The sequence below is a fragment of the Pseudomonas sp. PvP089 genome (assembly GCF_017875165.1).
In the GTDB taxonomy this organism is placed as follows: Bacteria; Pseudomonadota; Gammaproteobacteria; order Pseudomonadales; family Pseudomonadaceae; genus Aquipseudomonas; species Aquipseudomonas fortuita.
Genome location: NZ_JAGGME010000001.1, coordinates 1,606,603 through 1,626,744 on the forward strand (window position 1 = coordinate 1,606,603; position 20,142 = coordinate 1,626,744).

At 59.6% G+C, this 20,142-nt stretch carries 20 protein-coding genes and 1 pseudogene; 14 read left to right on the forward strand and 7 right to left on the reverse strand.

All coding sequences use genetic code 11. From position 1 onward, the window contains the following. Positions 1–8 precede the first annotated feature (8 nt). The 10 genes from J3A71_RS07410 to J3A71_RS07455 all read left to right on the forward strand — a co-directional run bounded on the left by J3A71_RS07410 (position 9) and on the right by J3A71_RS07455 (position 10,125). A complete protein-coding gene (locus J3A71_RS07410) occupies positions 9–518 on the forward strand; it encodes a phage major tail tube protein (protein WP_197864588.1) in 510 nt (169 codons plus the stop codon). A gap of 44 nt (positions 519–562) precedes the next feature. Continuing rightward, positions 563–859: a phage tail assembly protein gene (locus J3A71_RS07415; protein ID WP_061203454.1), complete on the forward strand. Its 297-nt coding sequence runs from the start codon at positions 563–565 to the stop codon at positions 857–859. A 132-nt stretch (positions 860–991) separates the two neighbouring features. Then, on the forward strand, positions 992–4,486 hold the full coding sequence (locus J3A71_RS07420; RefSeq protein WP_209952784.1) for a phage tail tape measure protein: 3,495 nt from the start codon (positions 992–994) through the stop codon (positions 4,484–4,486). A 9-nt stretch (positions 4,487–4,495) separates the two neighbouring features. Then, entirely contained in the window at positions 4,496–5,341 is an 846-nt protein-coding gene (locus tag J3A71_RS07425) for a phage tail protein (protein ID WP_209952786.1), read from the forward strand. After that, positions 5,316–5,522 carry a tail protein X gene (locus J3A71_RS07430; protein ID WP_209952789.1) on the forward strand — a complete coding sequence of 69 codons (207 nt, stop codon included), beginning with the start codon at positions 5,316–5,318 and terminating at the stop codon, positions 5,520–5,522. The genes J3A71_RS07425 and J3A71_RS07430 overlap by 26 nt, the downstream gene beginning before the upstream one ends. A 58-nt stretch (positions 5,523–5,580) precedes the next feature. Continuing rightward, complete coding sequence (locus J3A71_RS07435; protein ID WP_209952791.1) at positions 5,581–6,624, forward strand: contractile injection system protein, VgrG/Pvc8 family; 1,044 nt, start codon at positions 5,581–5,583, stop codon at positions 6,622–6,624. Positions 6,625–6,660: 36 nt separating this feature from the next. Beyond that, positions 6,661–7,239, forward strand: a complete 579-nt coding sequence (locus tag J3A71_RS07440) for a glycoside hydrolase family 19 protein (RefSeq protein WP_209952794.1) — start codon at positions 6,661–6,663, stop codon at positions 7,237–7,239. Continuing rightward, positions 7,230–7,784 (forward strand): lysis system i-spanin subunit Rz, encoded by a 555-nt coding sequence (locus J3A71_RS07445; protein ID WP_209952797.1) that lies wholly within the window; start codon positions 7,230–7,232, stop codon positions 7,782–7,784. The genes J3A71_RS07440 and J3A71_RS07445 overlap by 10 nt, the downstream gene beginning before the upstream one ends. Before the next feature lie 151 nt (positions 7,785–7,935). Beyond that, positions 7,936–8,730 carry a DNA adenine methylase gene (locus tag J3A71_RS07450; protein WP_209952800.1) on the forward strand — a complete coding sequence of 265 codons (795 nt, stop codon included), beginning with the start codon at positions 7,936–7,938 and terminating at the stop codon, positions 8,728–8,730. 474 nt (positions 8,731–9,204) lie between these two features. After that, complete coding sequence (locus tag J3A71_RS07455; protein ID WP_209952802.1) at positions 9,205–10,125, forward strand: hypothetical protein; 921 nt, start codon at positions 9,205–9,207, stop codon at positions 10,123–10,125. 230 nt (positions 10,126–10,355) lie between these two features. Here the strand turns inward: J3A71_RS07455 and J3A71_RS07460 are convergent, their stop codons facing one another. From J3A71_RS07460 to J3A71_RS07490, 7 genes and pseudogenes are all read right to left on the reverse strand, one after another. Further along, positions 10,356–11,063: a hypothetical protein gene (locus J3A71_RS07460; RefSeq protein ID WP_209952805.1), complete on the reverse strand. Its 708-nt coding sequence runs from the start codon at positions 11,061–11,063 to the stop codon at positions 10,356–10,358. 286 nt (positions 11,064–11,349) lie between these two features. After that, positions 11,350–11,757, reverse strand: coding sequence for a hypothetical protein (locus tag J3A71_RS07465; protein ID WP_209952807.1), 408 nt, complete (start codon positions 11,755–11,757; stop codon positions 11,350–11,352). Positions 11,758–12,601: 844 nt separating this feature from the next. After that, positions 12,602–12,952, reverse strand: a complete 351-nt coding sequence (locus J3A71_RS07470) for an addiction module antidote protein (protein ID WP_016488634.1) — start codon at positions 12,950–12,952, stop codon at positions 12,602–12,604. Further along, positions 12,949–13,240: pseudogene (locus J3A71_RS07475) on the reverse strand (type II toxin-antitoxin system RelE/ParE family toxin). Before J3A71_RS07475 ends, J3A71_RS07470 begins: the two are co-directional and overlap by 4 nt. A 363-nt stretch (positions 13,241–13,603) precedes the next feature. Next, positions 13,604–13,876 (reverse strand): DUF3077 domain-containing protein, encoded by a 273-nt coding sequence (locus tag J3A71_RS07480; RefSeq protein ID WP_096426658.1) that lies wholly within the window; start codon positions 13,874–13,876, stop codon positions 13,604–13,606. Positions 13,877–14,009: 133 nt separating this feature from the next. Further along, positions 14,010–14,273, reverse strand: a complete 264-nt coding sequence (locus tag J3A71_RS07485) for a hypothetical protein (RefSeq protein WP_096426657.1) — start codon at positions 14,271–14,273, stop codon at positions 14,010–14,012. Between the two features lie 324 nt (positions 14,274–14,597). Next, positions 14,598–15,215, reverse strand: a complete 618-nt coding sequence (locus J3A71_RS07490; protein WP_016488631.1) for a LysE family transporter — start codon at positions 15,213–15,215, stop codon at positions 14,598–14,600. Positions 15,216–15,716: 501 nt separating this feature from the next. Here J3A71_RS07490 and J3A71_RS07495 point away from each other — a divergent pair. From J3A71_RS07495 to J3A71_RS07510, 4 genes are all read left to right on the forward strand, one after another. Further along, the gene (locus tag J3A71_RS07495) at positions 15,717–16,577 is read left to right on the forward strand and encodes an SH3 domain-containing protein (protein ID WP_060519576.1); all 861 of its coding nucleotides are present in this window, start codon (positions 15,717–15,719) and stop codon (positions 16,575–16,577) included. A gap of 8 nt (positions 16,578–16,585) precedes the next feature. Next, positions 16,586–18,472: a hypothetical protein gene (locus tag J3A71_RS07500; protein ID WP_096426656.1), complete on the forward strand. Its 1,887-nt coding sequence runs from the start codon at positions 16,586–16,588 to the stop codon at positions 18,470–18,472. Between the two features lie 10 nt (positions 18,473–18,482). After that, a complete protein-coding gene (locus J3A71_RS07505) occupies positions 18,483–19,691 on the forward strand; it encodes a hypothetical protein (protein WP_016488628.1) in 1,209 nt (402 codons plus the stop codon). A gap of 204 nt (positions 19,692–19,895) precedes the next feature. Further along, positions 19,896–20,087, forward strand: a complete 192-nt coding sequence (locus J3A71_RS07510; RefSeq protein ID WP_003254720.1) for a YhfL family protein — start codon at positions 19,896–19,898, stop codon at positions 20,085–20,087. The last annotated feature ends 55 nt before the right edge of the window (positions 20,088–20,142 follow it).

Here is a 20,142-nt window from a genome sequence, read left to right on the forward strand (position 1 = left end):
GCCCCGACATGGCATTCATTCCCCAAATTCTCGCCAACACCAACTTGTTCGTGGATGGCAAAAGCTTTCAGGGCGATGTGCCCAGCCTGACCCTACCCAAGCTAACCCTCAAGACGGAAGAGTATCGCCCCGGCGGCATGGATATGCCGATTGAAATGGACGTGGGTATGGAGAAGATGGAAGCCAACTTCACCACCACCGGCGTGCGCAAGGACTCGCTCAAGTTCTTCGGCCTGGCTGACGGCAACGCCTTCAACGGCGTATTCCGTGGTTCGTTCAAGATCCAGAAAGGCGAAACCCTCGCGGTCGTGGTCACCCTGCGCGGCACCCTGAAAGAGCTGGATATGGGCGACTGGAAGGCCGGCGACAAGGCCGAACTCAAGCACGGCATTGCTGTGACCTATTACAAGCTCGAGGTCGGCGGCGAGGTCATCTACGAGATTGACCCGGTCGGCATGAAGCGTGTCATCAACGGCACCGACCAACTGGCCAGCCAGCGCGCCGACCTCGGCCTGTAACCCACTTTCCCCTCACAACCTTTCCGAATCAAGGACACCCTTTCATGAGCAAGCCAGCCCCGAAGTTTCTGACCCTGACCGCTGAAAACGTCACCGTTCGCCTGTCCAAACCCACCACCCTCAATGGTGTTGATCAGGCCACCATCACCCTGCGCGCGCCGACCGTGAAGGATATCCGCAGCGCTGGGCAGACCTCGGACGGCGACGATGCGCAGCGCGAAATGAACCTGTTCGCGTCCCTGGCTGAGGTCGGCGTCAAGGACCTGGAAGGCCTCACCTACAAGGACTACAACCGCATCGCCACCGGTTACAACTTTCTGGTGCAAGACGACGAACTGTAATCCCCAGTCGCTTAAGCACGCTGCCAAGCGTCTCGCGGCCGAGCTGCATTTCTCGGCCGCTGAAATCATGACCATGTCGTATGCCGACATGGTCTGGTGGCTTACCGATTGAGCTTGCACAGGGGGTAACCGATGGCAGGCAAGGTAGCGTTATCGCTGGTAATCGGCGGCGCCGTCGCGTCTTCGCTTGGCGCCGCGTTCAAGACCGCCGAAAGCGGCATCCAGAAGCTGGAAGCCAAGGGCAACAAGGCCAAGGTGCTGAAAAGCACCATTGGTGAAACCATCAAGCTGCGCGAGGAATGGAAGCGCGCGCACGACAGTGGCGCGGCCGGTGCCGACAAGCTGCAGCGCAAACTGGACAGCAACCTGGATGCCTTGCGCAAGCAGGGTGTCGAGGTCGGCAGGCTTGGCCGCGAGTATCAGCGCCTCGGGCGTGAGGCCAAGGCCGCCGATCTGCAGCTCAAGGGTCACCAGCAGCTGCAGGCGGGCAAGGAATCGCTCAAGTCGAATATCGGCAGGGCAGTGGTGGCTACGGGCGCCGCTGCTGTACCGACGATGATCAGCGCGAACTATCAAGCGATCATCCGTGACATTGCGATCAAGGCTGATATTGCCAACAAGCCCGAAGAGCAGCAGCTTACCCGAACGGTGATCGGCACGGCCAAAGACACGGGTATGTCACGCAATGACGTGGCTGACCTGGTCAACCAGCTGGTCGGCGCCGGCATGGAGCTGGACAAGGCGCTGTCGTATGCGCCGGTCGCGGCCAAGTTCGCGGTCGGTCAAGGTGCCTCGGGCGTCGACACCGCGTCGATGATCCAGGCGCTGGAGCAGAACGCCAAAATCAGCGATCCGAAGGTGATGCAGCAGGCGCTGGAGGCTATCGCCTACCAAGGCCAGGCGGGCAGCTTCGAGGCCAGCGACATGGCCAAGTGGTTCCCCCAGCTGCTGGCCGGCATGGAGAAAAACGGCATCACCGGGCTGGATGCGGTGACCTCGCTGGGTTCCATGCTGCAGGTCCAGATGAAGGCCGCCGGCAGTTCCGACGAAGCGGCGAACAACTTCAAGAACTGGATGGAGAAGATTGGCGCCGGCGATATCAAGAAGGCTTACAGCGATGTCGGCATTGATTATCAGGCGTCACTGAATACCGGCCTGCAGAAGGGCATGAACGTCATTGAGGCGTCCATGGCCCTGGCCATGCGTTACGTCGAGAAGACCGACCCGGCCAAGGCCAAGCAGATCAAGGACGCCCAGGCCAAGATCGACAAGGAGGTCGACCCGGAGAAGGCCAAGGCGGCGCTGGAAGCCCTGGAGAAGACCCTGCGCACCGGCGATATCTTCGCCGACATGCAGGTCAAGGCCGCGCTCACTGCCTACGGGCAGAACCGGGGCCTGTACGAAGAACTCAAGGCCGACTCCAAGAAGGCCTCGGGCATCCTCGACAAGAACCTGGCTGAGCGCCGCGAGACATCGGCGCAGCAGTGGGCCGAGCTGGGCCAGGCGGTGGACGATTCAATGCGCAGCATTGGCGATGCCATCCGCCCGGCCACCGACATGGCGGCGCAGGGGCTGACGAAGGTCGCCCGTGGTATCACCTCGCTGTCGGATCAGTTCCCGTCGATCGCCATGGGGATTGGCGGCATTACGGCGGCGGTAATTGCATTCCTGAGTGCCCGCAGTGCGCTGCGTGTCGGGCGCGGGGTGTTCAACATCGCCATGGGGCGCGGCCTGGAAGGGCTCGCGGGCCGCGCCGGTAAGGCCGAGCGGGCGCCGATCAAATTGCCCAAGACCGGCAGCAAGGTAGTCGACACCGGCTTGGGGCTGCTGGGCAAGGTGTTTTCGCCGGGTTCGCAAGGGCCTGGCCAAGCCGATGATCCCGGCGGAGCTGCCAATGACCCGCAGCGCGTTTTCGTGGTCAACGCCGATGCAATAGGCGGGATTGGCAGTAGCGTTGCAAATAGCGGCCCTGCAGGGCCTGCAAAGGGTAGTCGCAGAAGTCGGCGCCGGGAGCGTCGGCGCGCTGCCCGGCAGGGCGCCCCGGTGCGGCCTGCGCCGGCCGTCGAGGCCCCCAAGCCGGCCAAGGCTGCCGTGGCCAAGGTTCGGGCGTTGCCTGCAGCGTCGTCGGCCCTTACCGCCACCGATGACCTAGGCAAGGTAGCGCGCTCGGTGCGGGGCCTAACCCGCCTGACCAAGCGCCTGCCAGGTGGCAATATCATCGATGCCGGTACGGTTGCGATCGATGTCGCGCTAAACGCTGAGACCAAGGACGAAAAGGCTGAGGGTTATGGCGGGGCCGCCGGCAGTCTGGCGGGTACCCTTGCCGGTGCTGCAGCCGGGGCGGCCATTGGCTCCATGGTGCCGGTGATCGGTACCGCCGTGGGCGGCGCGGTCGGCGCCGTCCTGGGCGGCATGGGTGGCGAGTCCTTTGGGGGCTGGCTGGGCAAACGCTGGTTCGGTGACGAGCCGGCCGACGATCAAGCCGAGCCGGAATCGCCGCCGGCACTGGGTGAAGCGTTACGCGTAACAGTGATGCCAGCCAAGGAAGTCGAGCCTAAGCCCGCCACGGCTTCGGTCAAGGCTGATCCGGCAGTGTCGTATGACCCGCGCGACCCGGCATCGAAAGACCCGTTCGTGTTGCCGACACTCGCGGCCGACAAGGTGCGTTTCCCAGGTGCTGATCTGGTGCGGCCACCGGCCAACCCTGAGTCGCCGGTAGATCCTGCAGCACCGGAGGCACAACCCGAGCCGTCGGTGCCCAAGCTGGGCGATACGGTGGGGGAGGTGGCCAGCCCGGCGCCGGTGGAGCCAGCGGTGTCGTATGACCCGCGTGACCCAGCGTCGAAAGATCCGTTCCTGCTGCCGGCGTTGACGTCTGGCAAGATGCGGTTCCCCGGTGCTGGTCTGGTGCGGCCGCAGGCTCTACCCGAGGTCCCTGCAGCGCCCGAGGCGCAGCCCGAACCGCCTACGCCGAAGTTGGGCGATACGGTGCGGGACGCGACCGTGCCGGCGCCGGTAGAGCCGGCAGTTTCGTATGACCCGCGCGACCCCGCGTCGAAAGACCCGTTCCTGTTGCCGGCGCTGACCGCCAACAAGGTGCGGTTCCCTGGTGCTGGACTGGTACGGCCGCCGGCCGAGCCCGAGCCGCCGGCACCCAAACTGGGGGCTGCGGTGCGGGAAGCAGCACCGGTCCCGGTACCGGCCAAGCCCGAGGTGTCGTATGACCCGCGCGATCCGGCGTCGAAAGATCCGTTTCTGTTGCCCGCCCTGACGGCCAACAAGGTGCGCTTCCCAAGCGCCGACCTGGTGCGGCCGCAGCCTCAACCCGAGCCACAGGCCGTACTGGGTGATGTGGTGCGCGAGATGGCCAAGGCCGCGCCGCCTGCGGCCAAACTGCCCGAGGTGGCCCCGGCCGCCAAGGCAGCCGAACCGCCACCGGCGCCGAAGGTGGACAACACGTTCACATTCGCCCCGGTCATGCCGCTCACTGTCCACGGCGATGTTAAAGACCCAAACCAATTGCTGAGCGAAATGGCAAACGGTATGCGCGGGCTGTTTGACGCCTGGCAGCGCGAGGTGGCTGCGCGCACGTCCTCGGCGCAGCTGTTCGATCAACCCCACGTTTAAGGAGGGCCAATGGCTTACATGGAGCTGCTGGAGTCGTCACTGTCCAGCCTGGTTGCAGCGGGGGAGGCCGGACGAAAAAGCGCCGACGGCATGCTGGTACCGCTCAACGGCGCTATCAGCAGCATTACCGGTGCTGCGTCCGAACTGGAGAGCATCCCGTTTCTACCGCCTGAGATGGGCGCCAAGGCAGGCCGCTTGGTGCGGAGCATCGGCGTGGCGCAAGCCCGTGTCGGGCAAGTGACGTCGATGTACAGCCGCGCTGTATCGGGCGTCAGTCAGGTGCAAGAACGCCTCGGCACGTTCAAGCAGATGGCCAGCAAGGTGTCGTCGGAGGTCGGCAGAGTGGCTGGCAAAATCAGTCCCTCGCTGTCCAACATCCTGCCCAGTGGTGGGCTGTTGGCCTCGGCCACGCCGACACCGGAGGCTGTGGCACCGTTCCCGCACCTGCTGATCATCCAGCCGCATGAGCCCAACGAGCAGCCCTACTACTTCAACCTCGGCACGGCCGCGTTTGACGAGCTACGCCGGCAGGCGTCGTTTCGTTGGCAGGGCCAGGAGCGGTTGCGCCGGAGCACGGCGCAGCAGGCCGTGGGCCTGGGTGAGGAAAAGATCACGCTCAAGGGTGCGATCTTCCCGAACCAAAAGGCCGGGCTCAAGCAGCTCAACACCTTGCGTTCCATCGGCCGCAACCTGCGCGCGCTTAACCTGGTGACGGGCTACGGCGAGGTACTTGGCGACTGGTGCCTGGTCAGTGTCGAGGAAGAACAAAGCCACCTGCTGGCAGGCGGTATCCCCCGAAAACAAGGCTTCACCCTGGAGTTTGTGAGCTATGGCAACGACCTGCAGAACGTCTGACGGGGATCTGCTCGATGTGATCTGTCAGCACCATTACGGGCACCTCAACGCCACCGTCGAGGCTGTGCTCGATGCCAACCCGGATCTGGCCAGGCAGGCGCAGCCATACCGCGCCGGCCTGCTGATCCTGCTGCCGGATCTCCCGGCCCCGGCGGTCGAGCTGCTGCAGCTGTTCGGCTAAACCGCGTTACGCGTAACAAACCCCGCCCCGTGCGGGGTTTTGCATTTCTGGAGCCTGCATGAAACCCACGTATCAAATCGTCGCGGATGGCAACGACATCACCGCGCTGATCAATGACCGCCTGTTGCTGCTGCGCACCTCGGACAAGCCCGGCATGGAGTCGGACGAGTTCGAGTTGCGCATTGACGACCGCGACCAGGCCGTTGCGCTGCCGGCGCGCGGTAGCAACGTGGTGGTGATGATGGGCTACGAGGGACAAGGACTGACCCGCTTGGGGGCCTACACCGTCGACGAGGTGGAGCTGAGCGGGCCGCCCGACACCATCGTGATTCGCGGCAAGGCCAGCGACATGCGCGGCAGCGGCAAGACCGTGCGCAGCGGCAGCTGGGAGAACGTGCCGCTGTCGCAGATCGTCGGCGAAATCGCCAAGCGTAACGGCTGGGAGGTGTCTTGCCCGGTCGACACCAAGGTCGAGCGCGTCGACCAGCGCAACGAGTCGGATTACAACTTTGTCACCCGCCTAGCCAAGCAGTACGACTGCACCGCCAAGGTGGCCGAAAGCAAGCTGCTGGTGATGCCGCGCCAAGGCGGGCAAAGCACCACCGGTAAGGCGCTGGCGGTCATCACCATCAACAAGACGGACGTTTCCCGCTACCAGTTCCGTCTCGGTGATCGCAATTCACAGAAGGCGGTGAAGACCCAGCACCAAGACCCGAAGACCGGCAAGTTACAGGTGGTCGAGCTGGCCAACGACGAGTCGCCGGACGGCCTGCCGCCGGTGCACACCGACCGTCACGTCTACCCCAACAAAACCGCCGCCCAGCAGGCCGCTAAGGCGCGCCTGGCCGCGTTCAACCGCAGCACGGCCGGCGTGCGTCTGGAAATGCCCGGACGCACCGACCTGTTTGCCGAGCGCTCGATCAACGCCCAGGGCTTCAAGCCGGGGCTCGATGGCGAGTACCTGGTGGACGGCGTCGAGCAGGTATTCACCCAGTCCGGCTGGAGCACGACGGTGGAGTGCAACGGCGGCAAGAAGGGCAAGGCCAAGGCCTCGGGCAAGAAAAAGAAAGACACCAAGCCGCTCGCGGTTGAGCAGCTGTAACCCTACGGCCGCACGCGGCCATCACTGGAGCAAGCAATGGCACTATCCATTCAGCAACTGCAGCAGATCCTCCCGAACGCCGGCCCGAAAGCCGGCGTTTTTGCACCCGTCCTCAATGCCGCCATGGGCAAGTTCGGCATCGTCACGCCGGCACGGCAGGCGGCGTTTATCGCCCAGATCGGCCATGAGTCTGGCCAGCTGCGTTACGTGCGCGAGCTGGGCAACGACAAGTACCTGGCCAAGTACGACACCGGCCCGCTTGCGGCGCGCCTCGGCAACACCCCGGCGGCTGATGGCGATGGCCAGCGGTACCGTGGCCGTGGACTTATTCAGATCACCGGCCGCGACAACTACGAGGCCTGCAGCGAAGCGCTGTTCGGTGACAGCCGCTTGCTCAACACTCCAGACCTGCTCGAGCAGCCCGTCTACGCCTCACTGTCAGCCGGCTGGTACTGGCAGCGGGCAGGGCTTAATAGCCTGGCTGACAAGGTGCTGCAGGCCGATGACTCGGTGTTCGAGTCGATCACTCGCCGTATCAACGGCGGCCTGAATGGGTTGAGGGATCGCCAGGCGCTCTACAAGCGTGCGCTTGAGGTGCTGCAGCAATGCCGCTGAACTGGCGTATCGCGTTTCTGGGTGTTGCGGTGGGGCTCTATGTCGGCGGGCGAGGGGCCTGGTTGTGGCAGGCCAGCGAGTACGGAAAGCAGGTGGCTGAGCAGGCTGCCGGTTATGTCCAGCAATTGGCGGACAGTGATCGGGCTCACGGCCGAGAGCGTGAGGAGGCTGCAGCTGCGGCCCTGAAGCAGTTGGCGGAGCAGAAAAGTCAGCGACAAGCCCTGGAAGATCGCCTGCAGGAGCAGGGCAAAACACATTGGAAGGAAATGAACGATGCACAACAGACTCAAGATCGGCTGCGTGACAGGCTGGCTAATGCTGACTTGCGGCTGTCAGTCCTTGTCGACGCCGGAGCCTTTGCCGCCTCGGGTGGTGACGGTGGGATGCGAGAAGCCGCCGGCACCGGAGGCGTGGTTCATGGCGCCTTACGCGCCCGACTTGACCCAGCGCATGCTCAACGAATTATCGGCATTACCGACATCGGTGATCGAGGACTGATCGCACTGCAGGCCTGCCAGGCCTACGTCCGCGAAGTCACCAAATGAAAAGAGGCGAGCCGGGTAGATGCGTCAACATCCAGCCCGGCCCGCCGAACCCGCAGACCCTTCCTGCAAGTCCAGCCGTAGCCTCTGCCTTGTGCACAAAGCGCGGCGAGCCTAACACCTGTTTATTCATACAGTAAAGACTTGCATATATATGACCTCTCCTATCATTCCCTGGATGGGTGGCAAACGCCGCCTGGCCGACCGCCTGATCCCACTCTTTCCCCCTCATGAATGCTATGTCGAAGTCTTCGCCGGCGGTGCCGCGTTGTTCTTCATGCGTCCCCAGCCCGCACCGGTGGAGGTACTGAACGATCTCAACGGTGACCTGGTCACCCTCTACCGCGTTGTGCAGAACCACCTGGAGGAGTTCGTCCGCCAGTTCAAATGGGCGCTCAGCTCCCGCCAGATTTTCGAGTGGCAGAAGATGACGCGGCCTGAAACCCTTACCGATATTCAGCGTGCGGCGCGGTTCTTCTACCTGCAACAGCACGCGTTCGGCGGTAAGGTCACTGGACAGACGTTCGGTACCGCGACCACTGGGCCGGCCATTAACCTGCTGCGCATCGAGGAGAACCTCTCCGCAGCGTGGCAGCGCCTCGCCGGCACCTACGTTGAGAACCTATCGTGGCTCGCCTGCGCTGAGCGCTATGATCGAGCACACACGTTCTTCTACATGGACCCGCCTTACTGGCAGACCGTTGGCTACGGTGTGGACTTTCCGTTCGAAGAGTACGAACGCATGGCGGACTTCATGCGCCGCTGCAAGGGCAAGGTGATGGTCAGTATCAACGACCACCCGGACATCCGGCTCGCCTTCGAGGGCTTCCACTTCGAATGCTTAGACATCCGCTACAGCAACACAAACCAGCGACAGTGCAAGGCAGAGGTAACCGGCGAGTTAGTGATCATGAACTGGCAGCCAGCATCGCTTGGTAGCTTGTTCTGATTGCCAAACGCATCCTTGCCCAAGGGCAGTATCAAGAGCATCGCCGCGCAGCGGAACGACCTGAGTTGAGCAAGACCTACAAAACGCAGTCCCCTGATCTAAGAGCTGTCGAAGGAGGGCAGTTCATGATCAGTCCGTGTACGCTCGGGGTGCTTGCCAAAAATAATGTTCACCTATATAAAATGATGGTAATCATCTTAAATGCCAATTAGTGACATGGAGGTGGCAATGACAGATCTAATTTCGGTGCCGGTTTTGGTTCAGAAGACCGCCAAGCCATTAAGTTCAGGTGATGGAAAGTCCGATTTGGTCTGTCAGTGCGGGCAGGTATTAATAGTTGGGTATCAGTCTCGGCAGTATGTCGGTCTTGGATTCGAATGCTCTCAGTGTTCTGAGCTTACGCTAAGTGAGGAGTGGCCGGTAGGAGAGCCGTTGCCTAAGCTACTGCTTACTTTCCCCCTAGGACGATACCCTATGGGTGACACTGTAGATGTTCGCGGTGATTGGGGTATAGCGAGTGAGAGTGAAGTTAGTCGGATTAAAGCGTTGACGACAATTCGGCCGGATGATACAGGTTCACTAGATCTCGGGCAAGACGCTCTCAACGCTATAGAGCTGAGGATTAATGATCTTAGTTCAGGTGAGATGCTAAAAGCTTCCCGGCGCGCCAAGCAGGCAGTAGCTAGCGGTAACGAATTTTTCCTACGTTCTAACCTGGCTTGGGCAATTGAGCATATAAGAGGTTGTCACATAAAAGGTGAAATTGATTTGGGAAGTGAGAAAACTCAAGCAGCCCTAACCTTTTTACAGGTATCAAAACACCTCATGGCCCGCTGGGCGCATCATCCGTTGTTTGCTCTGATTTCGAAATCCATTGTATTGGAGTACCCCCATACCGTCGCGCAGCTTTTAGCTGCTTCCCACCTTCAGGACTCAGGAAACAGTATTGGTTTTAACGATCATGCTAAGTTCTCCGTGCAGTCGCCTGACTTGTTCATTAATGTTAACTTCGCGGAAACGATATCGCTTGAGGTCAAGGCCCCTGCGGAGCTACAGTGGCCTTCAAAGTGTCCCTCCCTCGCCGAGATGGAGCGATTGCTTATAAAGCAGATTCGCAACGCAAGCAAGCAAATTACCGGAGAATGGGGTGGGGTAGTAATCATTGGGGCTTCATGGGCAGGTAATGAAGGTCATTCGATTTTAGTCCAGGCGATGAAAAGATTAGACGCCCGAAAGAAAATATCCTCCAGAGTAGCAGGAGTGGCTGCCGTATCGACTAACGTTCTCGGGCATCAATGGCATCCAAAAGGAGGCGTTATTTGTTCTGAGCTTGTATGTAAGGTCGACATTCAACTTAACTCGGCATTCTTGGGTGAGCAATTTTTAATAGTGTAAATTTATCTGTAGGAGAGTCAGGTCGCAATAAGGTTTCGATCGATGCCAATCTAAGCCCATGCACACGCAGATGCCAGAATAAGAAAAGGCACCCAAACCCCTCTATTGTGGGCCTTGGGTGCCTTTTCCTGTTCCTACTGCAGCGCAATCGGTGTGTATAGTTTTACGGATCTGAAACCGGAGGTACAGTGTTGAGCTTGACGCTTTTGTTGTGTACAAGCCCAATGAAATCAAGGTAGCGCCAGTCCGTGTTTTTCTTTAAATGCTGTGCAGGCGTCTCTAACTGCGATTGCAGTGTCTCGTGCCGCTCTACTGTTTTGAATGTCGTCGGTGTATCTTTGAGCTGTCGGTATAACTGGGTGTACCAAGTTTCGGCTTTTTCGAAGATGGGATACGCGCTTGTTTAGGTTTTTATCTATGGCGCCGATTTGCGTGCTCTTCTCGATTAGCCATTTAAAGTCGAAACGGTATTTCATGATGGCAGGTTTATTTTTGATGGTTGAAAATAAACCGCCACTTTCCCAGTCAATAGGATTGTTTTTGACGTCTCTGCTGGGACGTGCGTCGATGGGCAAGTTATTGGCTCCAACCGACTGAATTAAATCCAGAAGAATAGCTTCGCATACGGCGCCATATTCAATTATTTGTGTTCTAACAATTCCTTTGCGTTCGTGCTCGCCAAGCAATGAGCCTTTGCCTAGTAAGTAAGCTATTCGTGCAGACTTTGCTGAGAACTTAGCTGACTCTCTGAGGTTCTGAGAAAATATAGAGGTGGTGAGTGATGATCCGTCATCTTGCTTCAAGTAAGTATCCAAATACTTTCTGGTTGAATTTAAGATGATCTGTCCTATGTCTGAATAACTTTCCTTAGCAAATTCAAAATCGGGCTTGTGAGTCTTGGCGTTTTTACCCAGTGCGCCTTGGATTTTTTTTATCACGTTCTGAATCCCTTCTTGTTCAACTGAAAATGACTGGCAGGCAATGGCAGTCTGAGATTCTACCAATTGCTGCCCTCTGCACCACTTATTCGTGGCACATGGCCAGCTATGATAGCGATGGTGCGGGTCGATGACAATCGAGGGGAGCAGGAACGCCGAATTATTGTTGTGTGCGGTAGGCCGTGTTCAGGGATGAGTATAGCTTCTCCCTTCCTTCCAGAATTCTCTTGCGCCAAGCCTCTAGCTCGGTCACCTTTATTTCATCGTTGTACACAGATGCGTACCGTTAGTGGTCAGAGATCACTTGTCCATACTCCCTCAGGGACTCCTGTTGATCTTTATACCCCATTAGCAAAAGCCTTCCCTCGCTGTTAGTCAACTCTTTGAAAAGGTGGAACAGCTCGCTGCGGTACTCAGCTATCAGTTTGACTTTTTCGGACGTAGTCTCATCCCCCCGTTCGGTGATCCTTGTCCAATCAACAGTATGTGCCCAGTGCTTGAGCAACGAGTGAGTTGCCTCTTCAGCACTGAGGGTGATGCTCTCAAGCATCTCTACGTTTTTAGCATAGCGTTCTTTCTCCAGGGTTCTGGTATGGCTATGGCGGTTGTTTACAAACGTTGCGATGCCTGTAACTGCGGCACCTAAGCCAATTTTCACCGCTGTATCGACTATCTCAAGCCAGGTTGTAGGCACCTAGGGATTCTCCGGTCAAGTCAGCACAGGTCAGATGGCCTGTGCTGACTTGATCGGAGAATCCCTAGGGCTCCGTCGGGGCGAGGGCCTATTCGATCATAGGTCCCGCACAATCGCCGAAGACGCGACGATTGCGCTAGCATAGACCTCGAGTTCACGCATGGAAGCCTTCAATGAAAGCTGGTCACGAAAAACCAATCGACGCGGTAGCGGCACGGGTTGTGGCAAAGGGTGAGCAGTTTGAGTACCGGGCAAACACTACCAGTCTGGATTCCGATCTGCCCCTGGCAATCAAATCAGTACCAGATGCGGCTAGATCAAACCCGTCTTTCACAAACCACACCGGAGACCGATTTGGACGCTTCACGGTGATGGGCCTCTCGGCCGACAGAAAAGGACGTTGGGTATGTCGGTGCGTCTGTGGTCGTTACTCAATGCGGAGCAGCTCGGCCATAGTCAGTTCTGCCGAGGATGCATGTTGCGATCAGTGTTACTTACAGGCGGTTTCAAAGCGTCAGGAGCATCTGCGCCGATCAACTAAAGACCGTCCAACCAAGGATTTTCTGGCTTGAGTGCTCCAGATGAATCTCAAGCTCCGCTTCGCCAGCTTAGGGCAATTTTAGGGCAAATCTGGGGCCGGATGGGGGCGTTTAAGGCCATTTGAATCTTCATTTCGCTCAGTAAAATAGGGTCTGAGGCGGCCTAATGAACATTGTGGGCGGGTTCAAATCCCTATCTCTCCGCCATACAAGATCAAGCCCCTGAAAGCGAAAGCTTCAGGGGCTTTTTCGTTGTGCGTCGCTAAAGTGGTTGAAGTCAGCAGCCCCAATTGCGCGGGGCGAGCCTATGAGGAAGCGGGGAGTTTCTTGAGCGGTCTGACCGTGAGCTCTACACCCAAGGCAAGCATGAGCTTCTGAATAGTAGTGAAACGGGTTTTATCGCCGCCCTTCAACGTTTTGTAAAGCGACTCACGATTCACGCCTGCGTCTTGCGCAAACTGATTCACGCCCTTGGCTTTTGCCACTTCCCCCAAGGCATGCATCAGGGTTTGCGCATCGTTAGCCTTCATTGCCTCTGCCAGGAAAGCCGCGATGGTTTCGGGACTGTTCAGAAACCGGGAGGCCTCGAAGCGTTTGGTACTGCTCAAATCGAGTTCAAGGATGGGCATGTCTTCGGCGGTGAATGTGTCGCTCATCGTTGTTTACCTCGTATAACATCAAGGATTTGCTTGGCGCGCTTAATGGCTCTGAGCTGGTCCGCTTTATCGCTACCGTAGAGCATCAGGTAGCGGGTCGAGCCCGTTATAACCGGGGCCGACAAACACTCGCATCTCACTGACGCCATCGCCAACAGACTCGATATCGCCAAAGTTGCCATTTTCCGCTCGTGCGAGTCTTGCGGTGACTGCACCTTTGCCGATCGGATCTTTCACGCCATCCAGCCAATCGTCAAATTCCGACGTAGTGTCGATCTGATTCGGCATGCATTAAATGTAGCCTAGTGGCTACTCCTTGTATATGAGAGATCGACGGAGTGGCGTTGCAGTCCTGTGTGGACGTGGTAACCGCCACGAAAAGGGGCGCATAGAAGTGATGGCCGCCTGTCATCGTCAGTCGTTGAATGGCCATGACGTGATGAGGCTGACGTGATGAGGCTAAGGCGCAAGTTGAGCACTGGCAACGGTTGGAGCGGGATTGGTCTGGGTTTGGGAAATGGGCTACATCGCCGTGGAAGATGTCGCAGCCCTGCCGTCGGCCGATGGCGCTTTTGGGGTCCTTTTGCGCTGAGACGCGATAAATGAAACCCCTGGGTGCATCGCGTCTCCAGGGGCTTTTCCGTTCCGGCCTTACTTTTTCATCATCCCCAATTCAGCATCATCCAGCAGCGCCTTGGCCATGGCACTCAGGTAGTGCGAGGCCCAGATCAGTTTCTGGTCGCCGTCCATCAGGCCGGTGATGATCAGGTCGCGCACGTAACCCATCAGTTCGGATGCTTGTTCGCGGGCGTTCTCGCAGGGGATGCCGGGTTCGATGCGGAACAGCGGGTGGGTGTTGTTTTCGCCTTGGTAGAAGCAGGTCTTGCCGACTGTGGTGGGTTCTTGTGTGTTGTCGGTGGGCATTGATTTGTTTCCCGGTTCTGGTTGCCTGGGCTGGCCTCTTCGCGGGTGAACCCGCTCCCACAGGTGGTGTGCAGTGCCTGAGGGCGGAGATAACCCTGTGGGAGCGGCTTTAGCCGCGAAGAGGCCCGGCCTGCTAGTGCAAGGTGTACGGCTCAGTGGGTAAGTGCGGCCGCATCTGCAATTGCATCAGTGCCGACTCGACCAGCCCCTGTACCGCCTCCATTTCATGGATGACGGCCTGCATCACAATCGAACTGTGGGCAGTAGGCTTGAGTTGCACGGACTGGCGGGCGACGGACAGGGCGCAGAGTACGTACTCTGAGGACTGGACCAGGGTGTCTTGCAGGACCTGGGTGGAATCGAGGGAGTAGGGTGGATCAGGGACCATCTTGCGCATACACATCTCCAGGATCATTGGAGCTGCCGCAAGCTTGCTGTCAAACAAGAGGGTGGCAGCTGTACATGGGTTGACAGACCGAGGATCCCGGAGTAACTCGGCGCACACGACGGTGCCCCACGTACAGCCGCCATAAACAGTGCACGTGTGCGGGAAATCGTCGGCCTGTCAAAGCCGGCCGTTGATTTTGCAACGACAAGCCGAGACTAGAGCGTGACCGAGTCCGTCGCAACAGTTAGAGCGGGTTGCCAGTATGTTTGGGAAACGCCCTACAAGGAAGGGAATAATTCTGAGTTCAAGTTGTAGAACATGGTCTGGCCACGCTCAGCGCATCGCCGCCAACTTGATACCAAACCCTACCAGACAAGCCCCCGCCAGCCGTTCGAACAGGTTGCTGATGCGCGGGTTTGCACGCATGCGTTCAGCCAACTGGTGCGTCAGCACCACGGCAATCAGCCCATACGCGAAGGTCACCACCGCCACCGTCGCAGCCATGAAACCGAACGTCACCAGCCCTTGGTGCTTCACCGGGTCGACGAACAGCGGGAAAAACGCCATGTAGAACATGATCGCCTTGGGGTTGAGCAGGGTGATCATCATGGTCTGGCGCAAGTACTGGCCGTTGTCCATGCGGCAGCTGTGTGCGGAGCCACCGGGTTTGCTCAGTAGCATGCGCAGGCCCAGGTACGCCAGGTACGCAGCACCGGCCCATTGCACCATATGGAAGGCCGTGGGGTAGGTGGCCAGCAAGGTGGCGACGCCGGCTACCGCCAGCCACAGCAGCACCTGGTCACCCACGATCACCCCAAGTGTCGCGGCCAGGCCAGCCTTGATACCGCCCTTGCCGGTGGCGGTGATCAGGGCGAAATTGCCCGGGCCGGGGATGGCCAGAAGAATAATGAAGGCGATGACGAATGCGCCGTAGTCGGTGACGCCGAGCATGGTGAGTTCCTGTTGGGCAATACGAAGGCAGTGCCCTGAACTATCGTCGGCAAAGGCTCGCTTTACAACCCAGTCGAGCAGCTTTGCTGGCCTCTTCGCGGGTGAACCCGCTCCCACAGGGACTGTGCAGTGCCTGATGGCGGCGAGGCCGGAGTGCAAACGCTGCCGGCTTGTACTCGTAGATCACACCGGCTTCTCGCAACATTTTGTCTTGAACTGTCAATGGCACCTTGCGCTACAATGCGCCCCCTACAAGCCCCTCACGCCCAGGCCAAACGCCGTAATGATTACGTGCGCTGGGCGGTGACCTCTTCCTGACATGGATTCGTTGGATGCTTCGCGCCGTACTGGTATGCCTCTGCGCCCTTCGCTCGACGGTTGAATTGCCGTTCGTGGCCAGTGCTGCTCTCTCACCCCAAAAACTGCACAACTCTGAATGCTGCCGCCAACTGTTGGCTGCGGTACGCGGCTGTGCGCCCCACCGAAAATGGAGTGCTCCACTTGCGTAAGAAATTCGTCGCGTCCCTTCTGGCGGTCGCCATCGCCTCTACCACGGCCTGTGCACAGCTCGGGATCAGCAAAGAGCAAGCGGGCACCGTGATCGGCGGCCTGGCCGGTGTGGCCATCGGCTCGACCATGGGCAGCGGCAACGGCAAGATCGCCGCAGCCCTGATTGCCGGCGGCATCGGTGCCTACGTGGGTAACCGCATCGGCCACATGCTGGACGAGAAGGACCAGCAGGCCCTGGCGCTGCGCACCCAGGAAGTACTGAGCCAGCAGCAGACCACTGCCAGTACCCAGCCAGTGACCTGGAAGTCTGACCACTCGGGCGCCACCGCCCAGATCGTGCCGGGCAAGGAATACACCCAGACCAAAAAGGTTGAGGTCAAGCGTGCGCCGAAGATTCAGGCGGTGCCGTCGATGAAGCTGATCAACGAGCCATACGTGACCATCAGCGACAACCTTAACGTGCGCGCCGCTCCGAACCAGACGGGTGAAAAAGTCGGCAGCCTGAAGAACCATACCGAGTTCACCGCCGTCGGCGCCACTGGCGACTGGATCCTGGTCGGGCGTAAGGGCGTGACCGTGGGTTACGTGCACAAGAACTACGTCGAGCCCAAGGCGCAGGCCTTGGCCAAGCGCGTGACGCCAGCGGTGAACCTGGACGAGCTGGACGTTGCCGCCAGCAAGGAAACCCAAGGCTTCGACCTGGATTCGGTGCAGTCGCTGCCGACCGAAACGGTCGCCGCCGAAGCTGCCTGCCGCCCGGTCACTGTCAGCCTGAAGTCGCAAAGCGGCAAGACCGAGCAAGAGCAGAACACCTTCTGCAAACAAGCCAACGGCACCTGGGAACTGATCTGAGGAACTCCATGAAAAAGCACGCGCTCGCGCTGGCTGTGGTCGGCGCTTGTGGTCTGGTACCGCAGGCGTTCGCCCACGAGCTGGCCTTCTCGAAGAAAGAAAACATCAAGGTCGAAGTGCCAGGGGATGCCACCACGTGGTGCAAACCCGAGGTTGAACTGACCATCACCCGCCCGGCGTGGGACAACCAGGAACTGCTGTCGGGGTTGCTGACCAAGCTGCCGTTCGTGTTTGCCAAGGACTGCTCGACTGCCAAGGTAAGCTGGAAGGCGGTTGATGCCAAGGGTAACCTCTACGCCAGCGGCTCGGGCAATGCCGGCAACCTGGGCCTGGTGACCTTGGCTGCCGCGCCTGCTGCACCTGCCGCCGCCGCCCCGGCGCCCGCCCAGGCAGCACCTGTTGCAACTGCCCCGGCACCTGCTGCTTCGGCACAAGCCCCGGCCGCCGCGGCCGCTGCGCCAGCCCCAACCGCTGAGCCGGCCCCCGCGGTCGTTGAAGCAGCGCCGGCGAAAGTAGAAGTTGCCCCAGCCCCTGAAGTTGCCGCAGCACCTGCGCCAGCACCGGCTGCCGAAGCCCCGGCAGCAGCCCCCGTCGTTCCGCCCGTGCCTGCACCTGCCGCTGCAGTAGCCGCTGCCCCCACGTCGGACTTCGGTCGCGCCGTGGTGCTGGAGAACCGCAACCTGATGCAGGTAACGGACGGCGCGGGCTGCAAATGGGTGCTCAGCCGCGAGATCATCGGCAATGGTGACACCCTGTCGTTCGGCACCACCCCGGCCATGCCCTGCCCGGCGTCCGGCTTTGGTGAAGGCAGCTTCGAAAAAATCACCTGGAAGGCCGTGGGTACCTACCGTGGCGATAACTGGAACCGCGTTTACGCCCACCCGAGCGGCTTGATCTTCAACAAGAACCTCGAGCCTGCGGTAAAGGACAAAGCCGTTTCCTACCTCACGGCGCAAGCCGACCAGGCCGCATTCCTGGTTGGCGAAATCCCCAGCCGGCAGATGAAGGTGTACCTGACGTTCACCCGTTCCAGCTACGGCGTGCTGCGCCCGTTTAGCAGCGACCCTTACTACGTGGCGGTCACCCCTGACGAGTCGTTCGCCCTGGACGCGGCCAAGTACAAGGAAGCCGCGCTGGAAATCTTCGACCTGATCAAGGCCACCTCGCCGACCACCACCGATGTGGCCAACCTGTTCATCGTCAAGGACCTGTCGGCGATTTCGAACAACATCTGGGGTAACGATGCCCAGAAGATCACCCGCAACCGCATCGGCATCAACCGCCAAGGCCTGTTCTTCGATGTGCGCGATGGTGCGAACTGGGCGGTTCAGCGAGAGCAGCAGCGTGTGCGTGAAGAGCGTCAGCGCCAGCAGGAACTGGCCCGCGTGCACACCCGGGTGCTGGAGCGTTACCAGCAGTTGCAAGACGGCATGAGCGACTTCAAGGGGCGCGAAACCGAGGCCCTCGCGCAGATGGCCGGCATCAAGGTGCGCTTCGCTTCGCCGCTGGCGCAGCAAGACCCTGCGACGTCGGCCCGGGTGGCGCCGATGATGGTGCACGTGACCGGCAAGAAGGGCGACTTCTACACCATCGACTTCCCGAGCACCGGCCGCCTGGTCGCCGACGAGGAATACAGCGAAGGCTGGTACGTGACCCAGGTGGCGAACGCCACGCCGTACTACCCGCTGGACGATGGCCGCGCCGTGCCAACCTACCGCGCCTACAGCGTGGGTGAGCCTGAGGCCTGCAAGCAGGACCACTGTGCCGACCGTGTGTCGTTCGGCGCCGTGCTGGCCAAGGAATTCCCCAACGCCGGTATCGATTTCAGCTGGACCCCCGAGGTCTCCCAAAAGTACGTGAACGACTGGAACAACGCTTCCGCGATGGTCCAGTGAGGCAAACACCATGATCAAACAGATGAACAAGAAGCAGCTGCTGATTGGCGGTGTTGCCGCGGCGGTGCTGGTGCTCGGCGGTGGCTATGCAATGGTTGCCAGCTCGGGCAAGAAGGCTGCGCTGGCCTATTACGAGGACTTCAAGGAGCGCTACTTCCTTGAGGATGTGCTGGCCGAGGGCGATATTTCCTACTCGGCGTTCTCTGGCAACCTGACTGTTGCCGACCCCGAGATCCGCAAGGCAGCCGCGCAGACCAATGGCGCGCAGCAGTTCATGCGCGGGCTGACCAGCCTGGTGGAGTCCGCTCGCGGTGGTTCGCCGGAAGAAGGCCTGGCGGGTTGGGCCAAGTACCAGCTCAACGTCAGCCGTAATGTTGCCGGCATTTACCTGAAGGCTGACGCGCTGAAGCTGTCCCACGACGGTGATAGCAAAGACGGTAGCATTCACATCCAGCTGGTGGGCATGCAGATGGGCAACCCCTTCGTTGCCAGCAAGGGCGCTGAGGTGGTGCTGGTGGCTGATGTCAGCGACGAGATCCAGCCCCGCGCAGAGCTGGCCGCCAATGGCCGCGCCACTGAGTCGAATTTCGACTGGGGTGCCAACATGGCGGTGCGCCAGCCCTTGACTGGCGCGTTCCTGGTCAGCAGCACGGGCGATTTTGGCACCACGGTTGACCTGGACTTCACCATCAAGCGTTCCAGTGACGGTGAAGGCTCGATGGAGTTTGTCGTGACCCACCGTAACGACGGCTCCAAGGTGGGTGAGATCGTGCGCAAGGCCGACTTCGAGTCGCTGCCGGAGCTGGACGATGTCGAAACCCAGCTCAAGAGCGCGCTTAGCGCCATGCTGATTGGTGCATACAGCCCGTACACCGGTCAGGCGGTATTGGCCGAAGCGGTGAGCGGTTTTGCCCGCAAAGCCAAGGTTGAGAACTACTCGGTGAGCTACAGCGGCTTCAAACCGCTGAAAGAGGCTTACAATGCCTTCCAGCAGCATGTACCGAAGGCGAAGTTCGCTGCCTTCTGTGAAGAGGTTGGCCTGTCGTCGTGGAGCAGCGATTTCGGCGCCAAGGGCAAGAACCACAGCGACTCGGAATGTGCCATCGGGCAGAAACTGGTCGAGGAAGGCAAGTTCGAAGAGCAGTACACTTTCAAGCAAGGCAAGAGCCTGTTTGCAGCGTTGTTCGTAAGCAAGGCGTATCAGCTGGAAACCAATTGACTGGGTGATCGCTGATTGAGGAAGCCCTCGGGAACCATGAGTTGCCGGGGGCTTTTTATTGTAACTAACTATTGGGCAGCCACCTGTCAGTTGCACGCTTGCAACGAAGTTGTGCCACGCACAGCTTGGATCCAAAGCTGGGAGTCTGTATGATCCCGCAGCCATCAGACGATGGTCGAAGATGATTCATTTAAAGGACTTAGTATGAAAAAGCTGTTCAAGGCCACCGTAGCCGTTGCCGTTGTTTCGGGTGTTGCCCTGCTGTCGGGTTGCACTGGCCAAGTTTACAACCAACCGAAAAACTGCACTTACGACTACCTGTTCCACCCTTCGGTTTCCATCTCCAAGATCATCGGTGGCTGCGGCCCGATCGATAAACTGCCTCAGCAGCAGTAATCTTGGCGGTACCCTGATCGCGACGCTTGCGGCGTGATCCAAAGCCCCCGGTCAT